The 16741-nt window shown below is 61.8% G+C and carries 15 protein-coding genes; 7 read left to right on the top strand and 8 right to left on the bottom strand.

The window, feature by feature from the left end; translation table 11 throughout:
• On the top strand, positions 1–555 hold a 555-nt coding region (locus tag VR74_RS15440), incomplete at its 5' end, for an RNA methyltransferase (protein WP_045698337.1).
• On the top strand, positions 552–1442 hold the full coding sequence (locus tag VR74_RS15435) for a class I SAM-dependent methyltransferase (RefSeq protein WP_045698333.1): 891 nt from the start codon (positions 552–554) through the stop codon (positions 1440–1442). The genes VR74_RS15440 and VR74_RS15435, both read left to right, overlap by 4 nt.
• Before the next feature lie 203 nt (positions 1443–1645).
• On the opposite strand, the gene VR74_RS15430 is transcribed toward VR74_RS15435, so the two are convergent.
• From VR74_RS15430 to VR74_RS15420, 3 genes are all read right to left on the bottom strand, one after another.
• The gene (locus tag VR74_RS15430) at positions 1646–4810 is read right to left on the bottom strand and encodes a TonB-dependent receptor (RefSeq protein WP_299950815.1); all 3165 of its coding nucleotides are present in this window, start codon (positions 4808–4810) and stop codon (positions 1646–1648) included.
• 181 nt (positions 4811–4991) lie between these two features.
• Positions 4992–6092 carry a DUF3667 domain-containing protein gene (locus VR74_RS15425; RefSeq protein WP_045698331.1) on the bottom strand — a complete coding sequence of 367 codons (1101 nt, stop codon included), beginning with the start codon at positions 6090–6092 and terminating at the stop codon, positions 4992–4994.
• Between the two features lie 26 nt (positions 6093–6118).
• Positions 6119–7744: a peptide ABC transporter substrate-binding protein gene (locus tag VR74_RS15420; protein WP_045698329.1), complete on the bottom strand. Its 1626-nt coding sequence runs from the start codon at positions 7742–7744 to the stop codon at positions 6119–6121.
• A 112-nt stretch (positions 7745–7856) separates the two neighbouring features.
• Between VR74_RS15420 and VR74_RS15415 the strand changes: the two genes are divergently transcribed.
• Complete coding sequence (locus VR74_RS15415; protein ID WP_045698327.1) at positions 7857–8366, top strand: hypothetical protein; 510 nt, start codon at positions 7857–7859, stop codon at positions 8364–8366.
• Between the two features lie 78 nt (positions 8367–8444).
• Entirely contained in the window at positions 8445–10376 is a 1932-nt protein-coding gene (locus tag VR74_RS15410) for a DUF3604 domain-containing protein (protein ID WP_045698325.1), read from the top strand.
• 4 nt (positions 10377–10380) lie between these two features.
• Here VR74_RS15410 and VR74_RS15405 read toward each other — a convergent pair whose 3' ends face one another.
• The 3 genes from VR74_RS15405 to VR74_RS15395 form a co-directional block, all read right to left on the bottom strand.
• A complete protein-coding gene (locus VR74_RS15405) occupies positions 10381–11292 on the bottom strand; it encodes an MBL fold metallo-hydrolase (RefSeq protein ID WP_045698323.1) in 912 nt (303 codons plus the stop codon).
• Between the two features lie 36 nt (positions 11293–11328).
• A complete protein-coding gene (locus VR74_RS15400) occupies positions 11329–12267 on the bottom strand; it encodes a hypothetical protein (protein ID WP_045698321.1) in 939 nt (312 codons plus the stop codon).
• A 139-nt stretch (positions 12268–12406) separates the two neighbouring features.
• Positions 12407–12817: a TIGR01244 family sulfur transferase gene (locus VR74_RS15395; protein ID WP_045698319.1), complete on the bottom strand. Its 411-nt coding sequence runs from the start codon at positions 12815–12817 to the stop codon at positions 12407–12409.
• 133 nt (positions 12818–12950) lie between these two features.
• On the opposite strand from VR74_RS15395, the gene VR74_RS15390 reads away from it, so the two are divergent.
• Both VR74_RS15390 and VR74_RS15385 read left to right on the top strand, forming a co-directional pair.
• Positions 12951–13922: an ABC transporter permease subunit gene (locus VR74_RS15390; protein ID WP_299950812.1), complete on the top strand. Its 972-nt coding sequence runs from the start codon at positions 12951–12953 to the stop codon at positions 13920–13922.
• Positions 13922–14833, top strand: a complete 912-nt coding sequence (locus tag VR74_RS15385; RefSeq protein WP_299950809.1) for an ABC transporter permease subunit — start codon at positions 13922–13924, stop codon at positions 14831–14833. The genes VR74_RS15390 and VR74_RS15385 overlap by 1 nt, the downstream gene beginning before the upstream one ends.
• A 21-nt stretch (positions 14834–14854) precedes the next feature.
• Here the strand turns inward: VR74_RS15385 and VR74_RS15380 are convergent, their stop codons facing one another.
• Together VR74_RS15380 and VR74_RS15375 are read right to left on the bottom strand one after the other, a co-directional pair.
• The gene (locus tag VR74_RS15380) at positions 14855–15349 is read right to left on the bottom strand and encodes a cupin domain-containing protein (protein WP_045698317.1); all 495 of its coding nucleotides are present in this window, start codon (positions 15347–15349) and stop codon (positions 14855–14857) included.
• A 36-nt stretch (positions 15350–15385) separates the two neighbouring features.
• Positions 15386–16261, bottom strand: coding sequence for a DUF1499 domain-containing protein (locus VR74_RS15375; RefSeq protein WP_299950807.1), 876 nt, complete (start codon positions 16259–16261; stop codon positions 15386–15388).
• A gap of 184 nt (positions 16262–16445) precedes the next feature.
• Here VR74_RS15375 and VR74_RS15370 point away from each other — a divergent pair.
• Positions 16446–16741: hypothetical protein (locus VR74_RS15370; protein WP_299950804.1), on the top strand; the 296-nt coding region annotated here is incomplete at its 3' end.

Below are 16741 nucleotides of genomic sequence, written 5' to 3'. Positions count from 1 at the left end.
CGGCTGATGTCCAAGATCACCCACAAGGACAATGCCCAGAGCGTGATCGCCTCCTTCCAGCAGGTCCACCGGCCGCTGGACGCCCTCGGCGCGGCGGGTGACGGCATCTGGATCGCCCTCTATGAAGTGCGCGACCCCGGCAATCTGGGCACCATCCTGCGGACGGCAGACTGCGCCGGGGCACAGGGCGTGATCCTTCTGGAAACCTGCTGCGACCCTTACAGTTTCGAGACCGTGCGCGCGTCCATGGGATCGATCTTCGACATGCCTTTTGCCAATGCCACATTCGACCAGTTCAATGCCTGGCGGCAGGCGGGCGCCATGAGCCTGACCGCCGCGTCGGTGAACGGCACCGTGCGTCACGACCAGGCGCCCTTCGGCCCGCGCGCCGTGATTATCATGGGGAATGAACAGGCCGGACTGCCGCTGCCCATCGAGGCCGCATGCGATACGCTGGCCCTGATCCCGATGCGCGGCGGCGCCGACAGCCTGAACCTTGCACAAGCCACGGCGATCATGACCTACGAAGCCTGGCGCCAGAGAAACTTCCAATGATTACAGAAACAAAACTGCTCATCGCCGACGATTGGGACGATTATGCGCTGCTCGACAGCGGGCATTTGATGAAGCTGGAACGCTTTGGCAGCCAGACCGTCATCCGCCCCGATCCGCAGGCGTTCTGGGAGCCGGCCCGTCCACTGGACACATGGAAAGCCGACGCGATCTTCTCCGGCAAGTCCGGCGATGAGGAGAGCGGCGGCCAGTGGGAAATTCTCTCCCCCCGCGCCGCCGAAGCCTGGCCGATGCGCTGGAGCGGCCTGACCTTCGAAGCCCGGCGCACGGCCTTCCGGCACATGGGCGTTTTCCAGGAGCACTCTGTCCACTGGCGCTTTGCACAGGACCAGATCCGCGCCGCCAAGCGGCCGGTCAAGGTGTTGAATCTATTCGGATATACCGGGATAATGTCGCTCGCCTGCGCGGCGGCGGGGGCGGAGGTGACGCATCTGGACGCGAGCCCGAAATCGAACGGTTACGGCAAGGACAACCAGGCCATGAGCGGCCTGTCGGACCGGACGATCCGCTGGATCGCGGACGATGCCATGAAGTTCGTGGCCCGCGAGATCCGCCGGGGGAACACGTATGACGCCATCGTTCTGGACCCGCCGAAATTCGGCCGCGGCCCCAAGAACGAGACGTGGAAATTCGAGGAAGACCTGCCGCCACTCCTTGATAACATACGGGAATTACTGAGCGAGACGCCGCTTTTCGTCATCGCGACGGTCTATGCCGTGCGCCTGTCCTACCTCGCCCTGTCGCAAACGCTGGGCGACCGGCTGAGCCCGCTGGGCGGCGTGATGGAACAGGGGGAGATGGCGCTGCCGCAGCAGGGATCCACGCGCCTGCTGCCGACAGCTCTCTATGCAAGATGGCGCGCTTCCTGACGGGGCGGACAGCACAGGCTCTTTCCACCCGTCCGGGTGCACGAAAGAAGCACGAAAACAGCACGTAGACTGTACGATAAAGCACGTGCGCAGTCCGGTTGCGCCGGAGCGGACACCTGACTCCACCCACCTGACAAAATGACAAAAGAAAATGGCGGCCCCGAAGGACCGCCATTTCCGAAAGTTTGCCGTGAGGCGCCCGACTAGAAGTCCAGCGTCGCGCCGACGAAGATGTAACGGCCCATTGCGTCGTAAGACTGCGGATAGGTGTTACCGTTACCCGTCGTACCGACCGAAGCCGACAGTGGCGGATCTTCGTCCAGCAAGTTGTTGACGCCTGCGCGGAACGTTGCGTAGTCCGTCAGGCCGAACGTGCCGGCGAGGTCGAAGTAGTTCTGAGCGTCCAGGGTGGAGTCGACGCGGCCGGTTGCACCGGTGTCGAGATCCACAGCGCCCATGTGGCGCCACGTCAGAGCCAGGTCGAGGCCGTCAACCGGTGTGGTCCAGCCCATGCGGGCGCGGTGACGCCATTCTGGGGTCGGCGTAAGGCAGTCGTTGCCGTACTTACCAACACACTCGTACTCGGCGAACGTCTGACCGATCGGATCGTAGTCGAGTGCTTCGAGCCACGTGCCGTTCAGCGAGAAGTTCAGCGCACCAGCCGAACCGATGTCGAAGCCGTAGGCAGCTGCGATATCGACACCGGATGTGGACACGCCACCGATGTTCACGTTCGTATCGACCACGTTACCGGTACCGACCCAAAGCTGGCCGTTCTGGTTACGGACGATCCGGCTACATGCGTCGGCATCGCCTTCGAGGTAGCACAGCTGCATCGTGACCGACGCACCAACAGTCGTAATCGCTTTCGTGATATCGATGTTGTAATAGTCGACCGACAGGCTGAGGCCTGGCAGCATGGTTGGCGTTGCAACGAAGCCAACCGTGTAGGTTTCAGCTTCTTCCGGATCGAGATCCGGGTTGCCGCCCTGCAGGAAGTTGTACTGGCCGGCAGGCGAAGTCAGAGCGCCCGAGTTGGCCTGTGCAGCGTTAACCTGCCACGCGTTGCCACCGATACAAGCGGCGCCGCCCGTTCCGTCTCCAGCCGGATCCGTGAAGTCACAGAGGTCATCGTCAAGGTCAAACAGGTTGAAGCCCTGAGCCTGGAAGAGGTCGATGACGTTCGGTGCGCGGACAGCTTTCTGGAAGCTGGCACGGAAACGAATGTCGGACGTTGGCGCATAGTCACCACCGATCTTGTACGAGTCGGCACTGATGCCGGTCGAGTAGTCAGCGTAGCGGTAAGCACCTTCGATCGACAGAAGCTCAATACCGGGCTGGCCGGTAACGAGTGGCAGCTGGAATTCACCGAAGGCTTCGTAGGAGTCGATCGCACCGGAAAGACCGATCGTTGGACCACCCTGGCCAGCGCCGTCACCCGTTGCGAACGAGTTGTCGGTGATGGATTCGAGTGAGTCGCGACGGTATTCGATACCCATGGCAACCTTCAGGCCTTCGTCAGCCGAAGGCATCTTGAAGCCATACTGGCCCATGTCGCCGGAAAGCACGGCCGACACGACGTTCTGGGTTGTCGTGCCGTTCTGGAGCAGTGGAACCTGGAGGTAATCCAGGGCTGCTTCGGTCACGCCACCAATGGTCCAGATGTTGTATGGCACACAGTTTGGATCCGTGCCGTCAACGACACTGCGGCAGACCGCGTTGCCCGAACCATCGTCAACCACGTCCATGGCGCGGTTAAGGCGCGTGACGGAGAATTCGTTGGTGTAGGCACGTGTCAGCGAAACCTGGGCGTACTGAGCCGAGATATCGTAGTTCCAGCCTGGTGCGTCATAGAGTTCACCCCGCAGGCCGATAACGCCGCGATAGGTCTGGTAACCGAGGTTATCCGTACGACCGCCGCCTTCGACGTTACGACGCCCGAAGTAAGCTGGAGCGACACCGTTGAACGGGTTCGCACCGAGCGTGCCGTCCGGGTTAAGCGTTGGCGCAGCACCGGTGACAGCATTTTGCTCGCCGAGTGTCGCAGCAACCCAGGCTGCACCGACGGCGGGATCTTCAAAGCCGGCAATGAAGTCAGTGACTTCATTTTCAGCTGTGTCCGGATCGTCAACAACGTCAGGCACCAGGTCGATGGCACAGAGACCGGCCTGCTGGTTGGCAGACAGGAGCGGGTTGTCGCAGCTGATGCCTTGCGTGACGAAGAAGTTGCCCGAAGGCGCGATCTGCGCTTTCGACTCGTAGTCCATGAACATGAACTGCGTGTAGACTTCAGCCGACGGATTGAGTTCGTAGTGGCCGTTGAAACCGACCGAATAACGCTGGTCAGGGCGCTGGTAATAGTTCAGCGGACCAAAGTTGTACTGGTCAGTTGCACCGTTCCATGGACGGAACGTGTTGCCGGTCGACTGGTCGATCGTGTAGTCGAACGAATTGAAGTCCGAGATACGGCCCGGGAACGAAGTGGACGAACCACCGCAGTTGAAGTCGCCCGATGCTGCAAGACCAGCCGCACATGCGGAATAGTCGCGCTGGCCCTGAAGCACTTCGCCGTTGTCACGGAAGCTGATCCAGGCAGTAACGTTGCCGCGGCCATCATCGGTGTTGACACCCAGGACGCCCGTGATCTCTTTCGACAGGCCGTCATCAACATTGTCATCAGGTAGTGCGAACTGGGCAGGGTTCGTTGCAGCGCGGCCTTCGATCACGTCACGGAGCGAACCGTTCGTGTCATAGTCGTTATTGTGCTGGAACATGCCGTACTGGGCATCGATCTGAACGCCTTCGAAATTGTCCTTCATGATGAAGTTGACAACGCCCGAGATAGCGTCCGAACCGTAAACAGCCGAAGCACCACCGGTCAGCACGTCAACGCGCTCAACCAGCTGGCCAGGGATCAGGTTAAGGTCCGCAGCCGGATCGTTCGGCGAACCGTAAGGCATGCGCTTGCCGTCGACGAGGACCAGCGTACGGGTCGAGCCGAGGTTACGCAGCGAAACCGTTGCTGTACCCGACGCGCCGTTCGACACGGTCGAGTTCTGCGCGGCGAAGGCCTGTGGCAACTGGGTGATCAGGTCTTCGACCTTGGTCACGCCCTGAAGTTTGATGTCGGCAGCCGAAACAGAGGACACCGGGCTGGTGGTGACCATGTTTGGCGACTGGATGCGCGAGCCGGTGACGTAGACAGTTGCCTGGCGTGCGGTCGAATCTTCGGCGGCTGGTGCGGCGACGGTGTCGACAGCGTCGTCCGTTTCCTGTGCGGTGGCGAGCATGCTCGCCGATGCCATGAATGCTACGCCCGCAAATACGGACGAGGCAAGCAGGCGGGATTTCATCGTATTCCCGTTCACGTTGGTACCTCCAATGGTTACAAAGGCGCCCTTATAGGACGCTAGCCCGGACCCCTGATTCCGGGACTTGGCCATATCGATAGGGTGTTCGTCACATGATCGTCAACGCGTCGTTACGCATCTGTCATCAAAAGCGGGCAGGTGTGGTTTATTTGCCTCAGTGCCCGGGCATGGACGTGCCTCAGGTCAGCATAAAGCTGAGAACCACGAGGCCGATTGCCAGAACGGCAAGCAAGATCATGCCGAAAATCAGCAAAATGGAGGTGCGGACCGCCGCGAGGATCCGCCCGGAGCCGTAGGTAACGCGTAACATCCTGTAAAGATAGACGATTATTGCCAGAAATCCGCCGACAACCAGCAAGTCGACGCCTTGGGGCACCGCCGCTGCCGCGAGCAGGAGCATGGTTCCCAGGACGTAAAGGAAAGTCTGGAAATGCAGCCCCGCAATCAGGTGGTCGAACACGTAGATCCGGCGGTGCCACGCGTAAAGCAGCGTCAAAAGCAGGGAAAAAACGGGTAAAAACAGGACGCTGAACCTGGGAGCCCATTGCCGCAGCCGTGCGCCGAACCTGTCCTGGTTCTCATACACCGTCGCCGTCCGGTCGGCCGCGCGATAGGCCGCTTCGATGGCCGCAGGGTCCGCAGCCGCCTCCATGCGGTCCTCAACGAACGTGCGGAGCCTGACCCGGTCAATCTTGCCGTCCGGCTGCAGCATTTCGGCAAAAGGCAGCGCCTCGACCTTGTCAGCAACCGAATCTGCAATGATTGCCCGGGTTTCCGGATCGATATTGGCCTGATCCAGCTGCGCGTTCAGCTCGTCCAGAGCCGCCTTTTTATCGGAGTCCGGCGCATCAAGCGAAAACCCGCCAGTCGGGTTCGGATCGAACCTCCAGCCGTCAAACCAGCCAAATTCGTCGCCGAGCGTGAAAACGGTGAGGAAGAAGACCACCGAGGCCAGCAGGAACATCCGGAACGGCGGCACATACCGGGCCCGCTCGCCGTCCAGATAGCTCCGCGTGATCCGGCCCGGCCGGAACATCAGCATCGGCAAGGACCGGAACAGCCGGCCATCCAGGGCGAACATGTCGCCCAGGCTGCCGGCGATCAGTTCCCAGAACGGCCGGTGGAAGTCCGACGCGAGCTGGCCGCAGGTCGTGCAGAACCTGTCCGGCACGACCTCACCGCAATTGGCGCACGGCTCGCCCGATTGCACCGGGAAATGCGCGCCGGATGACAGGCTGCCCACAGATGCGGCGCCAATGGCTTCGGCTTCATGTTCCATGCCGCCCTCCCGCGCGACCTAGAAGACTATTCCGCTTTCATACCCTCACGGCAGAGGAAACGCGAGCGGTGCTGGTCAACGGCATTATCGCTCCAGCCTGTCAGGGTCGGATCGACGAGGTTCTTCGTCACCTGGTACCACATGGGCGTGATCGGGTAGTCGTTAAGCATCAGCTGCTCGGCCTCGGCGAAGATTTCCGCCCGCTTGCGGAGATCCATCTCGGCATTGGACTTGGCCAGGAGCGCGTCATATTCCGGGCTGGAATAGCGCCCGTAATTCTGTTGTCCGGTCTTGGAATCGAGCAGGTAGAGGAAGTTGATCGGATCGTCGAAGTCCGCCACCCAGGCGCCGTCCGACACCTGGAAATCCGACTGGCGCAGGCGCGCATAGAGCACTTTCGTGTCCTGCTTGATTATGATGGGTTCAACCCAGGGCGCGATTTCGGCCCAGTTGGCCTGTGCGACAGGCGCGGCTTTCGGGTTGTCGTCCGTCGAACGGTGGATGAATTCGAAGCGGAAAGCCTTGCCCGGGCCGTAACCGGCCGCCTCGAGCAGGCGTTTGGATTCCGCGAGCCGCTCGGCGCGCGGCATGTCTTTCCAGTCCACGGCCGGGCGTTCGACGGCATAATTGTCGATGCCGGGCGGCACCATGGAATAGGCCGGCTCGAAGCCCGGCGTGAGCACGTTGCGGACGATGAATTCCCGGTCGAGCGCCATGGCCAGCGCCTTGCGCACGCGCACATCCTTGAACATTTCCTGCGAGGAATTGATGCTCCAATAGGTCGTGTTGAGAGACGGTGTCGTGCGCGGCCAGCCGGGGAATTTCTGTTCCAGCTCGGCCTGGCGGGCGCCGTCGAAGGCATTGTTGATGTCGAGTTCACCGGCAGCAATCTTGTTCTCGACCGCCGTCTGGTCCTCAAGTTCGTAATACACAACGCGGTCGAAACAGACCTGGTCTGCCGCAAAGCCGGTCGGGCTCTTTTCCGACACGAGCTGGTCGCCCGTGCGCCAGTAGACCAGCTTGTAGGGCCCGTTGGTCACGATGTTGCCAGGCTGGATCCAGGCATCGCCATACTGTTCGACGATGTGCCGGGGCACCGGATAGGTCGTGTAATGGGTCAGCAGGCCCGGAAGGTAGGGCGCGGGATATTCCAGCGTGATCTCCAGCGTCTTGTCGTCAATCGCGCGCACGCCAAGCTCTTCCGGCGGCAGTTCGGTCGTGTTCACCTTCGCGGCATTCTTGATAAGATAGAGCAGCGATGAATATTGCGACGCGATTTCCGGCTTCTGGATACGGCGCAGCGCATAGACGAAATCATGAGCGGTAACCGGCACGCCGTCGGACCAGACGTAATCGCCCAGTTTGAAGGTCCAGACCAGGCCGGTGGGGTCGGTCTCATAGCTGTCAGCCATGCCATAGACAGGCTTGCCGTCCTGGCCGTGCGTCATCAGGCCGATCATCATGTCGCCGATCACGATGTTTTCCCATTGCGCAGAGGATTTGTGCGGATCGAGCGTGTCCACCTTGGCTGAAATACCCCGGCGAAGCGTCGGCATCTCGTCGCCGGCATTGCCGCCACCGCCGCCGCAAGCCGCCAGTGAAAGCGTCAGCGCGGCCATCACGGTCGAACTCATCAGGGATTTCAGCATCATGTTTCCTGTCTCCGGTGTCTTTCCGGCATCCGCCAGATTTGCAACAGTGCTGCCAGACTGGCGTGGCTTTGGAAAGCCTGTGCCCTGACACGAACACAGAGGACGACCTGCGATGACCCGATTCCTGAGCGCGATTGCCGCTATATGCCTCGTCTCCCTGCCTGCGCTGGCAGAGGATGTTTCGACTGACGACGTCTACGCCTGCGCCGGCATCAGCACGGATGCCGACCGGCTGGCCTGCTATGATACAGCGGTCGGGCGCCTCAAGGCCGCCGAAGACGCCGGTGAAGTGACAACCATCACCCGGTCCGAAGTCGAACAGGTCAAGCGCGATTCCTTCGGCTTCTCGATCCCGTCCCTGCCCTCCCTCGCCCTCCGCAAAAGTGGTGGTGACGGCGACAAGGATCTCGACGAAGTCACAGCTGCTGTCAGCTCGGTCAGCCGGGACGGTGCAGGCCGCTGGCGCGTCAGGCTCGAAAACGGGCAGGTCTGGGTGCAGACCGATGACAAGAGCGTCCGCGCGAAGAACGTGAAAGAAGCCCGCATCTATTCCGCATCACTCGGCAGCTACAAGATGAAGCTCGATGGCGGCCTGGCGTTCCGGGTGCAGCGCGAGCAATAGGCGCCAATTCGGAATTGCCTTGGCACGGGCCGATGCTTTCGGCACTCTCTCCAAAAATATAATCGGAGAGGGAACGAGATGAGCAAGTATCTGGGGTGGGCCGTTCCGGCTCTCGCATTGGCCGCGTGTGCGCCAAGCACTAACATCGCCAACGACATCAACGCGTCTGCCACGGTTGAACCAGCAAAGGTCTCACCGGTCGCGAACCCGATGCGCAACGCGTATTTCGGCGATGTTCACGTGCACACCAGCAATTCGTTCGATGCCTATATCTTCGGTGTACGCGCGACCCCGGACGATGCCTACAAATTCGCAAAGGGCGAAGCCATTCGCCACCCTGCAGGCTACGATTTGCAGCTGTCAGGTCCGCCGCTGGATTTCCTTGCTGTCACCGATCATGGCGAATACCTGGGCGTGGTTCCCGCGATGAACACGCCGTCTTCGCCCTTGTCGCAAACCGAGATTGCACAATCCGTGTTCGGCGAAAACGCAACCGATCCTGGTAAATCCTTCCTGCGCGTTGGCGTGACGGTCGCGACAGGCGAGGAGATTGAGGAAATCTACGACCGCAGCCTGATCGATTCCGTCTGGGCGACGACAATCGACTCCGCCGAACGCAACAATGAGCCGGGCAAGTTCACGGCCTTTTCAGGCTATGAATTCACGGCGATGATGGCGGTCCCCGGCGACGGCCCGCCAGCCGCCGGCAACCTGCACCGCAATGTCATCTTCCGGGATGAGGCACCTGAGCGCCTGTTCTCCACACTCGATTCCACCAATCCGGAAGACTTGTGGACATGGATGGAAGGGCAACGCAGCGAAGGCCGTGACGTGCTGGCCATTCCGCACAACTCGAATGCCTCGAACGGCGAGATGTTCGCCCTGCAAACCTATAATGGAGAGCCCCTGACGGCAGCCTATGCCGACAAGCGCATGCGCAACGAGCCGCTTGTCGAAGTGTCCCAGGTCAAGGGCACCTCGGAAACAACCCCCACCCTGTCTCCGAATGACGAATGGGCCGATTTCGAACAGTACGAGTATTTCATCGGCAGCACGATGAAGACCACGCCCGGTGCCGGCGACTTTGTCCGCTCGGCTTACAAGCGCGGCCTGGCCCTGCAAGAGACGGAAGGATTCAATCCGTACAAGTTCGGCCTCATCAGTTCGAGTGACACGCACGTCGCTGCCGCGTCGCTGGTTGAGGAATTCCATTGGGGCAAGACTCCACAGGATGGTGCCAGCCCGGAAGCGCGCCGGTCGGTTCCGCCCAATGGCGGCAAGACATGGGACGGCGCGGATGACCCGCAAACAAGGCGGCAAATCACGGCAACCCAGTTCGCCTCAAGTGGTCTGGCGGGAGTGTGGGCGGAATCCAACACGCGCGAGGCAATCTTCGATGCGATGAAGCGCAAGGAAACCTTTGGCACGTCAGGGCCGCGCATGAAGGTCCGCTTCTTCGGGGGTATGGGATATGCGCCGTCGATACTGGACGATGCCGACCTGCTGGCGCGCGCCTATGATGGCGGTGTGCCTATGGGCGGACATCTCGATAATGTAAGCGGTGACACTGCGCCCGGCTTCCTTGTCTGGGCGATGCGCGATCCGATGAGTGCACCGCTGCAGCGTGCGCAGGTGGTCAAAGTCTGGACAGACGGCGGCGAGACACATGAGGCGGTCCACGATGTGGCCTGTTCGGGCGGGGCCGTGCCTGATGCTGCCACGCATCGCTGCCCGGACAATGGGGCGAGGGTGGATGTATCAGACTGCAGCACCGAAACAGGCTCAGGCGCCAACGAGTTGAAAGCCTATTGGACGGACCCGGACTTCAACGCCGACCGGGAAGCGGCGTATTATGTGCGTGTGCTGGAGAACCCTACTTGCCGCTGGTCGACGTGGGATGCTGTGCGCAATGGCACGCCGCCCAATCCGGAATTGCCCACAACCGTGCAGGAGCGGGCATGGTCTTCACCGATCTGGTATGCGGGTCTGGGCCTGACGGCGAACGAATAACCGCTCAGGCGGCGGAGCGGACCAGTTCGAAATGTGAGCGCACCGTCGGCGCCGCATCCGGCGTGGTGACGACACCCGTCTTGATCAGCGCGATCATGTGGCCAAGCACGGACATGGCCGCGGCCGGGTGAAGGCGTTTTTCGACATCGGCATACATGATCTCGACCATGGCCGGGATCGACGTTTCGCCCTTGCGCAGGTGTTCGAGGATCGACGCCTCGCGGGCGCGCCGGTGGCTGGCATACTCGGTGATGAACGTGTTGACGAAATCCTTGCCGCGCACCGGGTCGCCATGCGTCGGCCAGAGGGTTTCAAAGCCCATCACACGGATCTTTTCGAGGCTGTCCATATAGTCGGCCATGTCGCCATCCGGTGGCGCGACCACCGTGGTTGACCAGCCCATGATATGGTCGCCGGAGAGGCAGGCATTCTCTTCGCGCAGGCCAAAGCAGAGATGGTTGCAGGTGTGGCCCGGCGTCTCGATGACATCGAGCGTCCAGCCGGGGCCGGAAATCGTGTCGCCGTCCCCGATCTTCACATCCGGCATGAAACCGAGGTCATCGGCGCTGCCAAGCTCGCCCTTGGCCGTCGGCACACCGCAATTCTTCGCATAGGTCTTGCAGCCCGCCCATTCGGCGAGCGGCGTTGCGAGCGGCGAATGGTCCGAGTGGCCATGCGTGACCAGGACATGCGTCACGGTCTCGCCTTCCAGCACCCTCTTCAACGCCTCGAAATGCGTCTCGTCCATCGGACCCGGATCAAGAACGGCCACCTCGCCGTGTCCGATGATGTAGACGCCCGTGCCGACATAGGTGAAGGGACCGGGATTGTTTGCGATAACGCGGCGGAGCAGCGGAGAGACCTGCTGCACCACGCCATATTCGAACTCAATGCCGCGAACGTAGGGAATAGCCATAATATTACTCTTGAACCTTTTGCCGTGCCCGTCGGATCAACGCTTCTTCGGTGCGAACGCGCCGGCAAAAGCGACCGCCATGCGGCGGGTGGCGCGCAGCTTGGCGCCCAGCTTGAGCGCGACGGGCGGGCCCATGTCGGTCTTGTTCGCATCGACGATGTAGATTCGTCCGGATGTGCGGTCACGTAGAACATCGATGCCGCCCCAGTCCAGCCCGACCTCTGCAGCAAAGCGCTCGATCACGCCAATTTCATCCGGCGTGTAGCAGTTGCGAGGTTCGTCGAGCAAAACTTCAACATTCTCGTTCAGGAAACGCCGATCGAGCCGCCGGCGCTTGCGGAACACGATGATCGGTGTTCCCCCCACGATGCAGCAGCGCAGGTCTTCGACCAGTCCGCCTGCGATCTCGTTGTCGACCAGCAACTGGTAGGTCTTGCCTTCCACCGGCGTGTCGAGCGGACCCTCGAGCACGCGGCCGTCATGCGCCGCGTTCAATTCGGACTTCTCGACCATGCGGCCTTCATATCTGGTCGGATCGACCTTGAGCGTATAGCCTGCGGCACGTTCGAACGCCTCTGCGACCCTCGTCTTGGACACATCCTGGCAGCCGAAATTTACGAGGCGTGCACCCTCGCGGACGGCTGGCACGGCATTGTTGGTGGCCGTCGAATCATCAAACTGGAAGACGATATCGGCCACGGACACGTCGTCGATCAGCTTGGCGCCGGAAACGTGCATGACCGGCCAGATGAAGTACCAGGGCCGCGGCTTGTCGGGATAGAAGGCGATGGTGGGGCGTTTGTGGCCCGTGATGCGGCGCCATGTGCGCCAGGTCTGGGCGAAGAAGTAGAAGCAGAACCACGTAAAAATGCTGTGGAGGAGCGACAGGTCGGGCACGATCCGGTGCCCGGTCTTTTTCACCAGGATGGTGCCTTCATCATACTTGAAATCGGTAATCCAGAGACGTTCCGACATTGCGTCAACTCCTGCGGCGGGACAGCCAGCTGGCGTCCCCCTCGTTCCGCCCTGCGTCGCACGGCGATAGGTCACTGACAACACACTTAATGCGGCGCCAGTGTGACGATTTGCTCACAATTGTTCCCTCCGGGATTCGTTAGAGCAACGCCTCAAGACTCGATAAATCGTATCCTGCTGCGGCCGCTGCATCAATGATGTCGCCAGCTGAGCCCTGTCCGGCCTGGGTCAGGGCCCAGGCGGTGATGCAGCGCGTACCCGTGCGACAATACGCCAGAACCGGCTGGGGGGCCTCATTCAGGATGTTCGACATCCGTTCGACGATTTCAGGCGTTGGCGCCCCCGAAAACGGCAGGGCCGCGAAGCTGAGGCCGAGTGATTCTGCCTTTGCGCGGATGGCGCCCATGCGCGGCTGGTCGACGCCGCTCTCGCCATCGGGGCGGTTGACGACGATGGTCTTGTATCCAGCCGCCGCGATTTCCTCGACATCGTCTTCAGTGATTTGCGGCGCGACTGAAAAAGCGTCCGTAACGCGTCGAATATCTGCCATGGGTCATATCCTGAATGTTGGCGCAGTCTTGATCGGCTCTGTACACAAGCTAAGGAGGATGGTGCAACCTTCCAAGCTTGCGGGTTGAACTTTCGCCGACAGGCCCGTCACAGTTACAGAAAGCCACTCTCCCTTGTCATCCCTGCAGAGAGCCCTCAGCCGCGTTCCATGGGCCTATACGTTCAGGCGCCTGCTCATCGCGATCCCGACCATGCTGGCCATCATCACGATGGCGTTCCTGATGATGCGCGCCGCCCCGGGCGGCCCCTTCGACGGCGAACGCAAGCTGCCGGCCGCAACCGAACAGGCCATCGCCGCCAAGTTCGGCTTCGACAAGCCGCTCCACGAGCAGTATTTCAACTATGTCGGCGGCGTCCTGCAGGGCGATTTCGGCCCCTCCTACAAGACGCTTGGCAAGAGCGTGAACGACCTGATCGCCGACGGGCTGCCGATCTCGCTCACCATCGGGTCGCTGGCCATGCTGCTGGGCCTCGGCCTCGGCACGCTGCTCGGCGTCTTCGCGGGGCTGAGGCAGAACACGGCGGCCGACTTCAGCGTCATGGGCATTGCCATGGCGGGCATATCCATCCCGACCTTTGTGACCGGCCCCATCCTGATCCTTCTCCTGTCCCTCGGTGCGGGGATATTCGCCGTCGGCGGCCTCGGCCAGTATCCGAACATCGGCATGAACTGGCACAACATGACCCTGCCGGTGGTCACGCTCGCCCTGCCGCAGATCGCCATCATTTCCCGCCTGATGCGCGCCTCGATCATCGAGACCATGCGCTCCAACCATATCCGCACCGCCCGCTCCAAGGGCCTGTCCGAGCGCCAGGTCATCGTGCGCCACGCGCTGCCCGCCGCCATGCTGCCGCTGATCTCCTATGCCGGCCCCGCCATGGCCCGCGTGATGACCGGTTCTGTCGTGATCGAGAAGATTTTCGGCCTGCCCGGCCTCGGCTCGTATTTCGTCAACGGCGCCCTCAACCGCGACTACACGCTCGTGATGGGGGCGATCATTGTCTATGCCGGCCTGATCGTGATCCTGAACCTGGTGGCCGACGTGCTGTATGCGGTGCTTGATCCGAAAGTGAAGTACGACTGATGACCGACATCGATCCCCTGTTCGACCCGACCGGCCGCGTCACGCCCATGAAACAGGCCATCGTCGGCGGCCGCTCCCTCTGGGACGATGCGCGAGCCCGCCTGTTCCGCAACAAGGCCGCCGTGGTGTCCATGTGGATCCTTGGCGTGATCGTGCTGATCGCCGCCTTTGGCCCGCTCATATGGGTGCATGATTACAAGGCCATCTCCGACGCGCGCACCATCGCGCCGACGATGGACAACTGGCACATCCTGGGCACCGACATCCAGGGCCGCGACCTGCTGGCCCGCCTGATGATCGGCCTGCGCATATCGCTGATGGTGGGCGTGGTCGCGACCGCCGTCAGCCTCGTGATCGGCGTCACATGGGGCGCAACGGCCGGCTATCTCGGCGGCCGCGTCGACAATTTCATGATGCGCATTGTGGACGTGCTCTACGCCCTGCCCTTCATCTTCTTCGTCATCCTTCTGCTCACCGTGTTCGAGCGCAACATCGTGCTGATCTTCGCCGCCATCGGCGCCATCGAATGGCTGACCATGGCGCGCATCGTGCGCGGCCAGACACTCGCCATCAAGGGCAAGGAATTCATCGAGGCGGCCCGCGCATCGGGCGTGTCCCGGCGCGCCATCATCATTCGCCACATCCTGCCCAACGTGATCGGCCCGGTCGCCGTCTATGTCACGCTGACCATTCCGGTGGTGATCTTGGCGGAAAGCTTCCTGTCCTTCCTTGGCCTTGGCGTGAACGAGCCGCTGACATCGCTCGGCGTGCTCATCTCCGAAGGCGCGAAGACGATGGAAGAAAAGCCCTGGATGCTGCTCGCGCCCGCCATCACCATGGCGGTCACGCTGCTCTGCCTCAACTTCATCGGCGACGGCCTGCGCGACGCGCTGGATCCGAAGGAACGCTAGTCTCCCCTACGCTACGGCGCCTCAGGTGCCATTCTGGTCATCATAATATTCAGCGGGAGTCACACGCCCAAACAGGCTGATCGTGGGTTCTGTGTCGCTACCGGGAACAAAGCCCGCATCGACAGCGATCCTGCCTGAATCGGGATACTCGATGATGTCGGACGGACTGTCGGCTGATATCGCAAGATAGCGAAGGTCCGCCGTGCCAGTATTGATGATCTGGTGCGCTTCCTTGCCCGCAGCCGCCGCTATCAGGTCGCCTGCCCGGATCGGCAGTGTCTGGCCATCGAGGCGCGTGACACCCTCACCCTCCAGGATGAAGAACAGCTCATGCCAGACATGATGGCGATGAAATGGGCAGGCGCTCTTACCTGGCGGCACCACGACCAGCGAGCATCCGATCCCGGTCGACCCGATCAGGCCAGCAGCCTGTCCCGCCCTTGCGGAAAAATCCTTGCCGTCGCCAACATCCCTCATCACCAGGTGATCAAGATTGACGATGCGCGGCTCGCTCATAGGGAACCTTTTAACATGCTGCCCGGCATATGCCCGCTAGTTCAGGCGCACTTCGATTTCGTCGAGCAGGTCACGCACCCGTTTCGCGTTCGCGCCAAGGTCCGACAGGCCGACACGGCTGACCGAGCGCACATCAATGCGCGAGCCTTCGCCGTCGGGCGTGACGCGGATCAACACATCGTCCTTGAAGTCAAACCAGAACGAGGCCTGCGTCGCCTCGATACTGCCGGACTGAATATCGTTGGTGACGATCGTCCAGCCGCGTGCCTTCACGGCTTCCAGCGCGGCATTGAAGGCCATGTCGTAGGATGCGGCAGGCACGACCAGCGTGTCGAGTGCCGGATAAGGCGCCTGCTTCACGGATTTGTGCCGCGCGGGATCGAACTCCGCCTCTTCCTGCAGGTCCGACACAAGCCGTCCGCCCATGCCCGGCCAGCGGGCATCCACGGCGTCGGGCGCGACCGGCGCATCCTCGAGCGTGTTGAGCGCACCGGTAGACGCGCGCGCGGCCAGGATCGCCTCGGATGGCTGGATGGGGTTCGACCAGTCGGTCTGGACTTCATGTATGGGCGGCAGCCGTTCGGCCTGGCCCTTGAACGCCACGACCCGTCCGAACGCCAGTCCCGACACGAGCAGCGCGCCGAGAGCGAGCATCAGCGCCTGTTTGCGCGGCGCCTTGATCAGGGCGACGATGATGGCGATAACCGACACGGCGAGGGCGGCCATCAGCAGCAGCGGTCCCCAGGCAATCGTCATCTTGCCGAGGCCGAACTGCCAGCCCCACAGGCCGAGCTTGGTGCCGATGGCGGCGGCGGCGAACCAGAGGACCGAGAACAGCGCCAGCCCGAGCGCAAATCCGGCAAACTTGCCGCGCCATCCTGCATCCTGTGTCTCGTCAGTTGTGCTGGTCATGTGCGTCTCTCCCTCGTCTTTTCCATCAGATAGCGCGGCCCGCCCGCTTTGTCGCCCCTGCCCTTATCCGACAGTTTTTGCGCCGCGTTCAGTCACAATTGCGGCATTAAGGAGAAATCTGTCCTACAGCCAGCGGACGACCGTATCATGGCGGGCAATGTCGCTGCTCTCGCCCCCTGACCATATGCCTGCCAATCTTCTGCCGATCTGGCCGTGGATCTGGCTGCAGCACCAGCTGCTCCTCGCCTGGATCCGGCTGACCAATGGCCGCGGCTATCTCTATTGCTGGGCCGTGACCCCTGCGGGGCGCGTCGTGCTGCTCTGGATCGACCTTGAATCGCGTGACCGTGCCGCCGTGCTGCCCCTCAGGCCGCCGGTCTCGCCGCGCCTTGCCGGCGCGCTGAGCGGGCAGGATTTCACGCCCGCTTTCCTGTGCCTTGTGCGCGCAGCCCGCCCGGCCCGCATCCTGCCATCGGCCAC

The sequence above is a fragment of the Hyphomonas sp. BRH_c22 genome, from assembly GCF_000961795.1.
In the GTDB taxonomy this organism is placed as follows: Bacteria; Pseudomonadota; Alphaproteobacteria; order Caulobacterales; family Hyphomonadaceae; genus Hyphomonas.
The sequence above is the reverse complement of the archived record's forward strand: the minus strand, read 5'-3'. Positions and strand labels throughout refer to the sequence as shown.

Excerpts from the sequence above, each read along its gene's own strand:
- VR74_RS15410 (WP_045698325.1), top strand. The coding sequence starts at position 8,445 with ATGAGCAAGTATCTGGGGTGGGCCGTTCCGGCTCTCGCATTGGCCGCG.
- VR74_RS15380 (WP_045698317.1), bottom strand. The coding sequence starts at position 15,349 with ATGAGCGAGCCGCGCATCGTCAATCTTGATCACCTGGTGATGAGGGAT.
- VR74_RS15435 (WP_045698333.1), top strand. The coding sequence starts at position 552 with ATGATTACAGAAACAAAACTGCTCATCGCCGACGATTGGGACGATTAT.
- VR74_RS15420 (WP_045698329.1), bottom strand. The coding sequence starts at position 7,744 with ATGATGCTGAAATCCCTGATGAGTTCGACCGTGATGGCCGCGCTGACG.
- VR74_RS15385 (WP_299950809.1), top strand. The coding sequence starts at position 13,922 with ATGACCGACATCGATCCCCTGTTCGACCCGACCGGCCGCGTCACGCCC.
- VR74_RS15375 (WP_299950807.1), bottom strand. The coding sequence starts at position 16,261 with ATGACCAGCACAACTGACGAGACACAGGATGCAGGATGGCGCGGCAAG.
- VR74_RS15400 (WP_045698321.1), bottom strand. The coding sequence starts at position 12,267 with ATGTCGGAACGTCTCTGGATTACCGATTTCAAGTATGATGAAGGCACC.
- VR74_RS15395 (WP_045698319.1), bottom strand. The coding sequence starts at position 12,817 with ATGGCAGATATTCGACGCGTTACGGACGCTTTTTCAGTCGCGCCGCAA.
- VR74_RS15415 (WP_045698327.1), top strand. The coding sequence starts at position 7,857 with ATGACCCGATTCCTGAGCGCGATTGCCGCTATATGCCTCGTCTCCCTG.
- VR74_RS15425 (WP_045698331.1), bottom strand. The coding sequence starts at position 6,092 with ATGGAACATGAAGCCGAAGCCATTGGCGCCGCATCTGTGGGCAGCCTG.
- VR74_RS15405 (WP_045698323.1), bottom strand. The coding sequence starts at position 11,292 with ATGGCTATTCCCTACGTTCGCGGCATTGAGTTCGAATATGGCGTGGTG.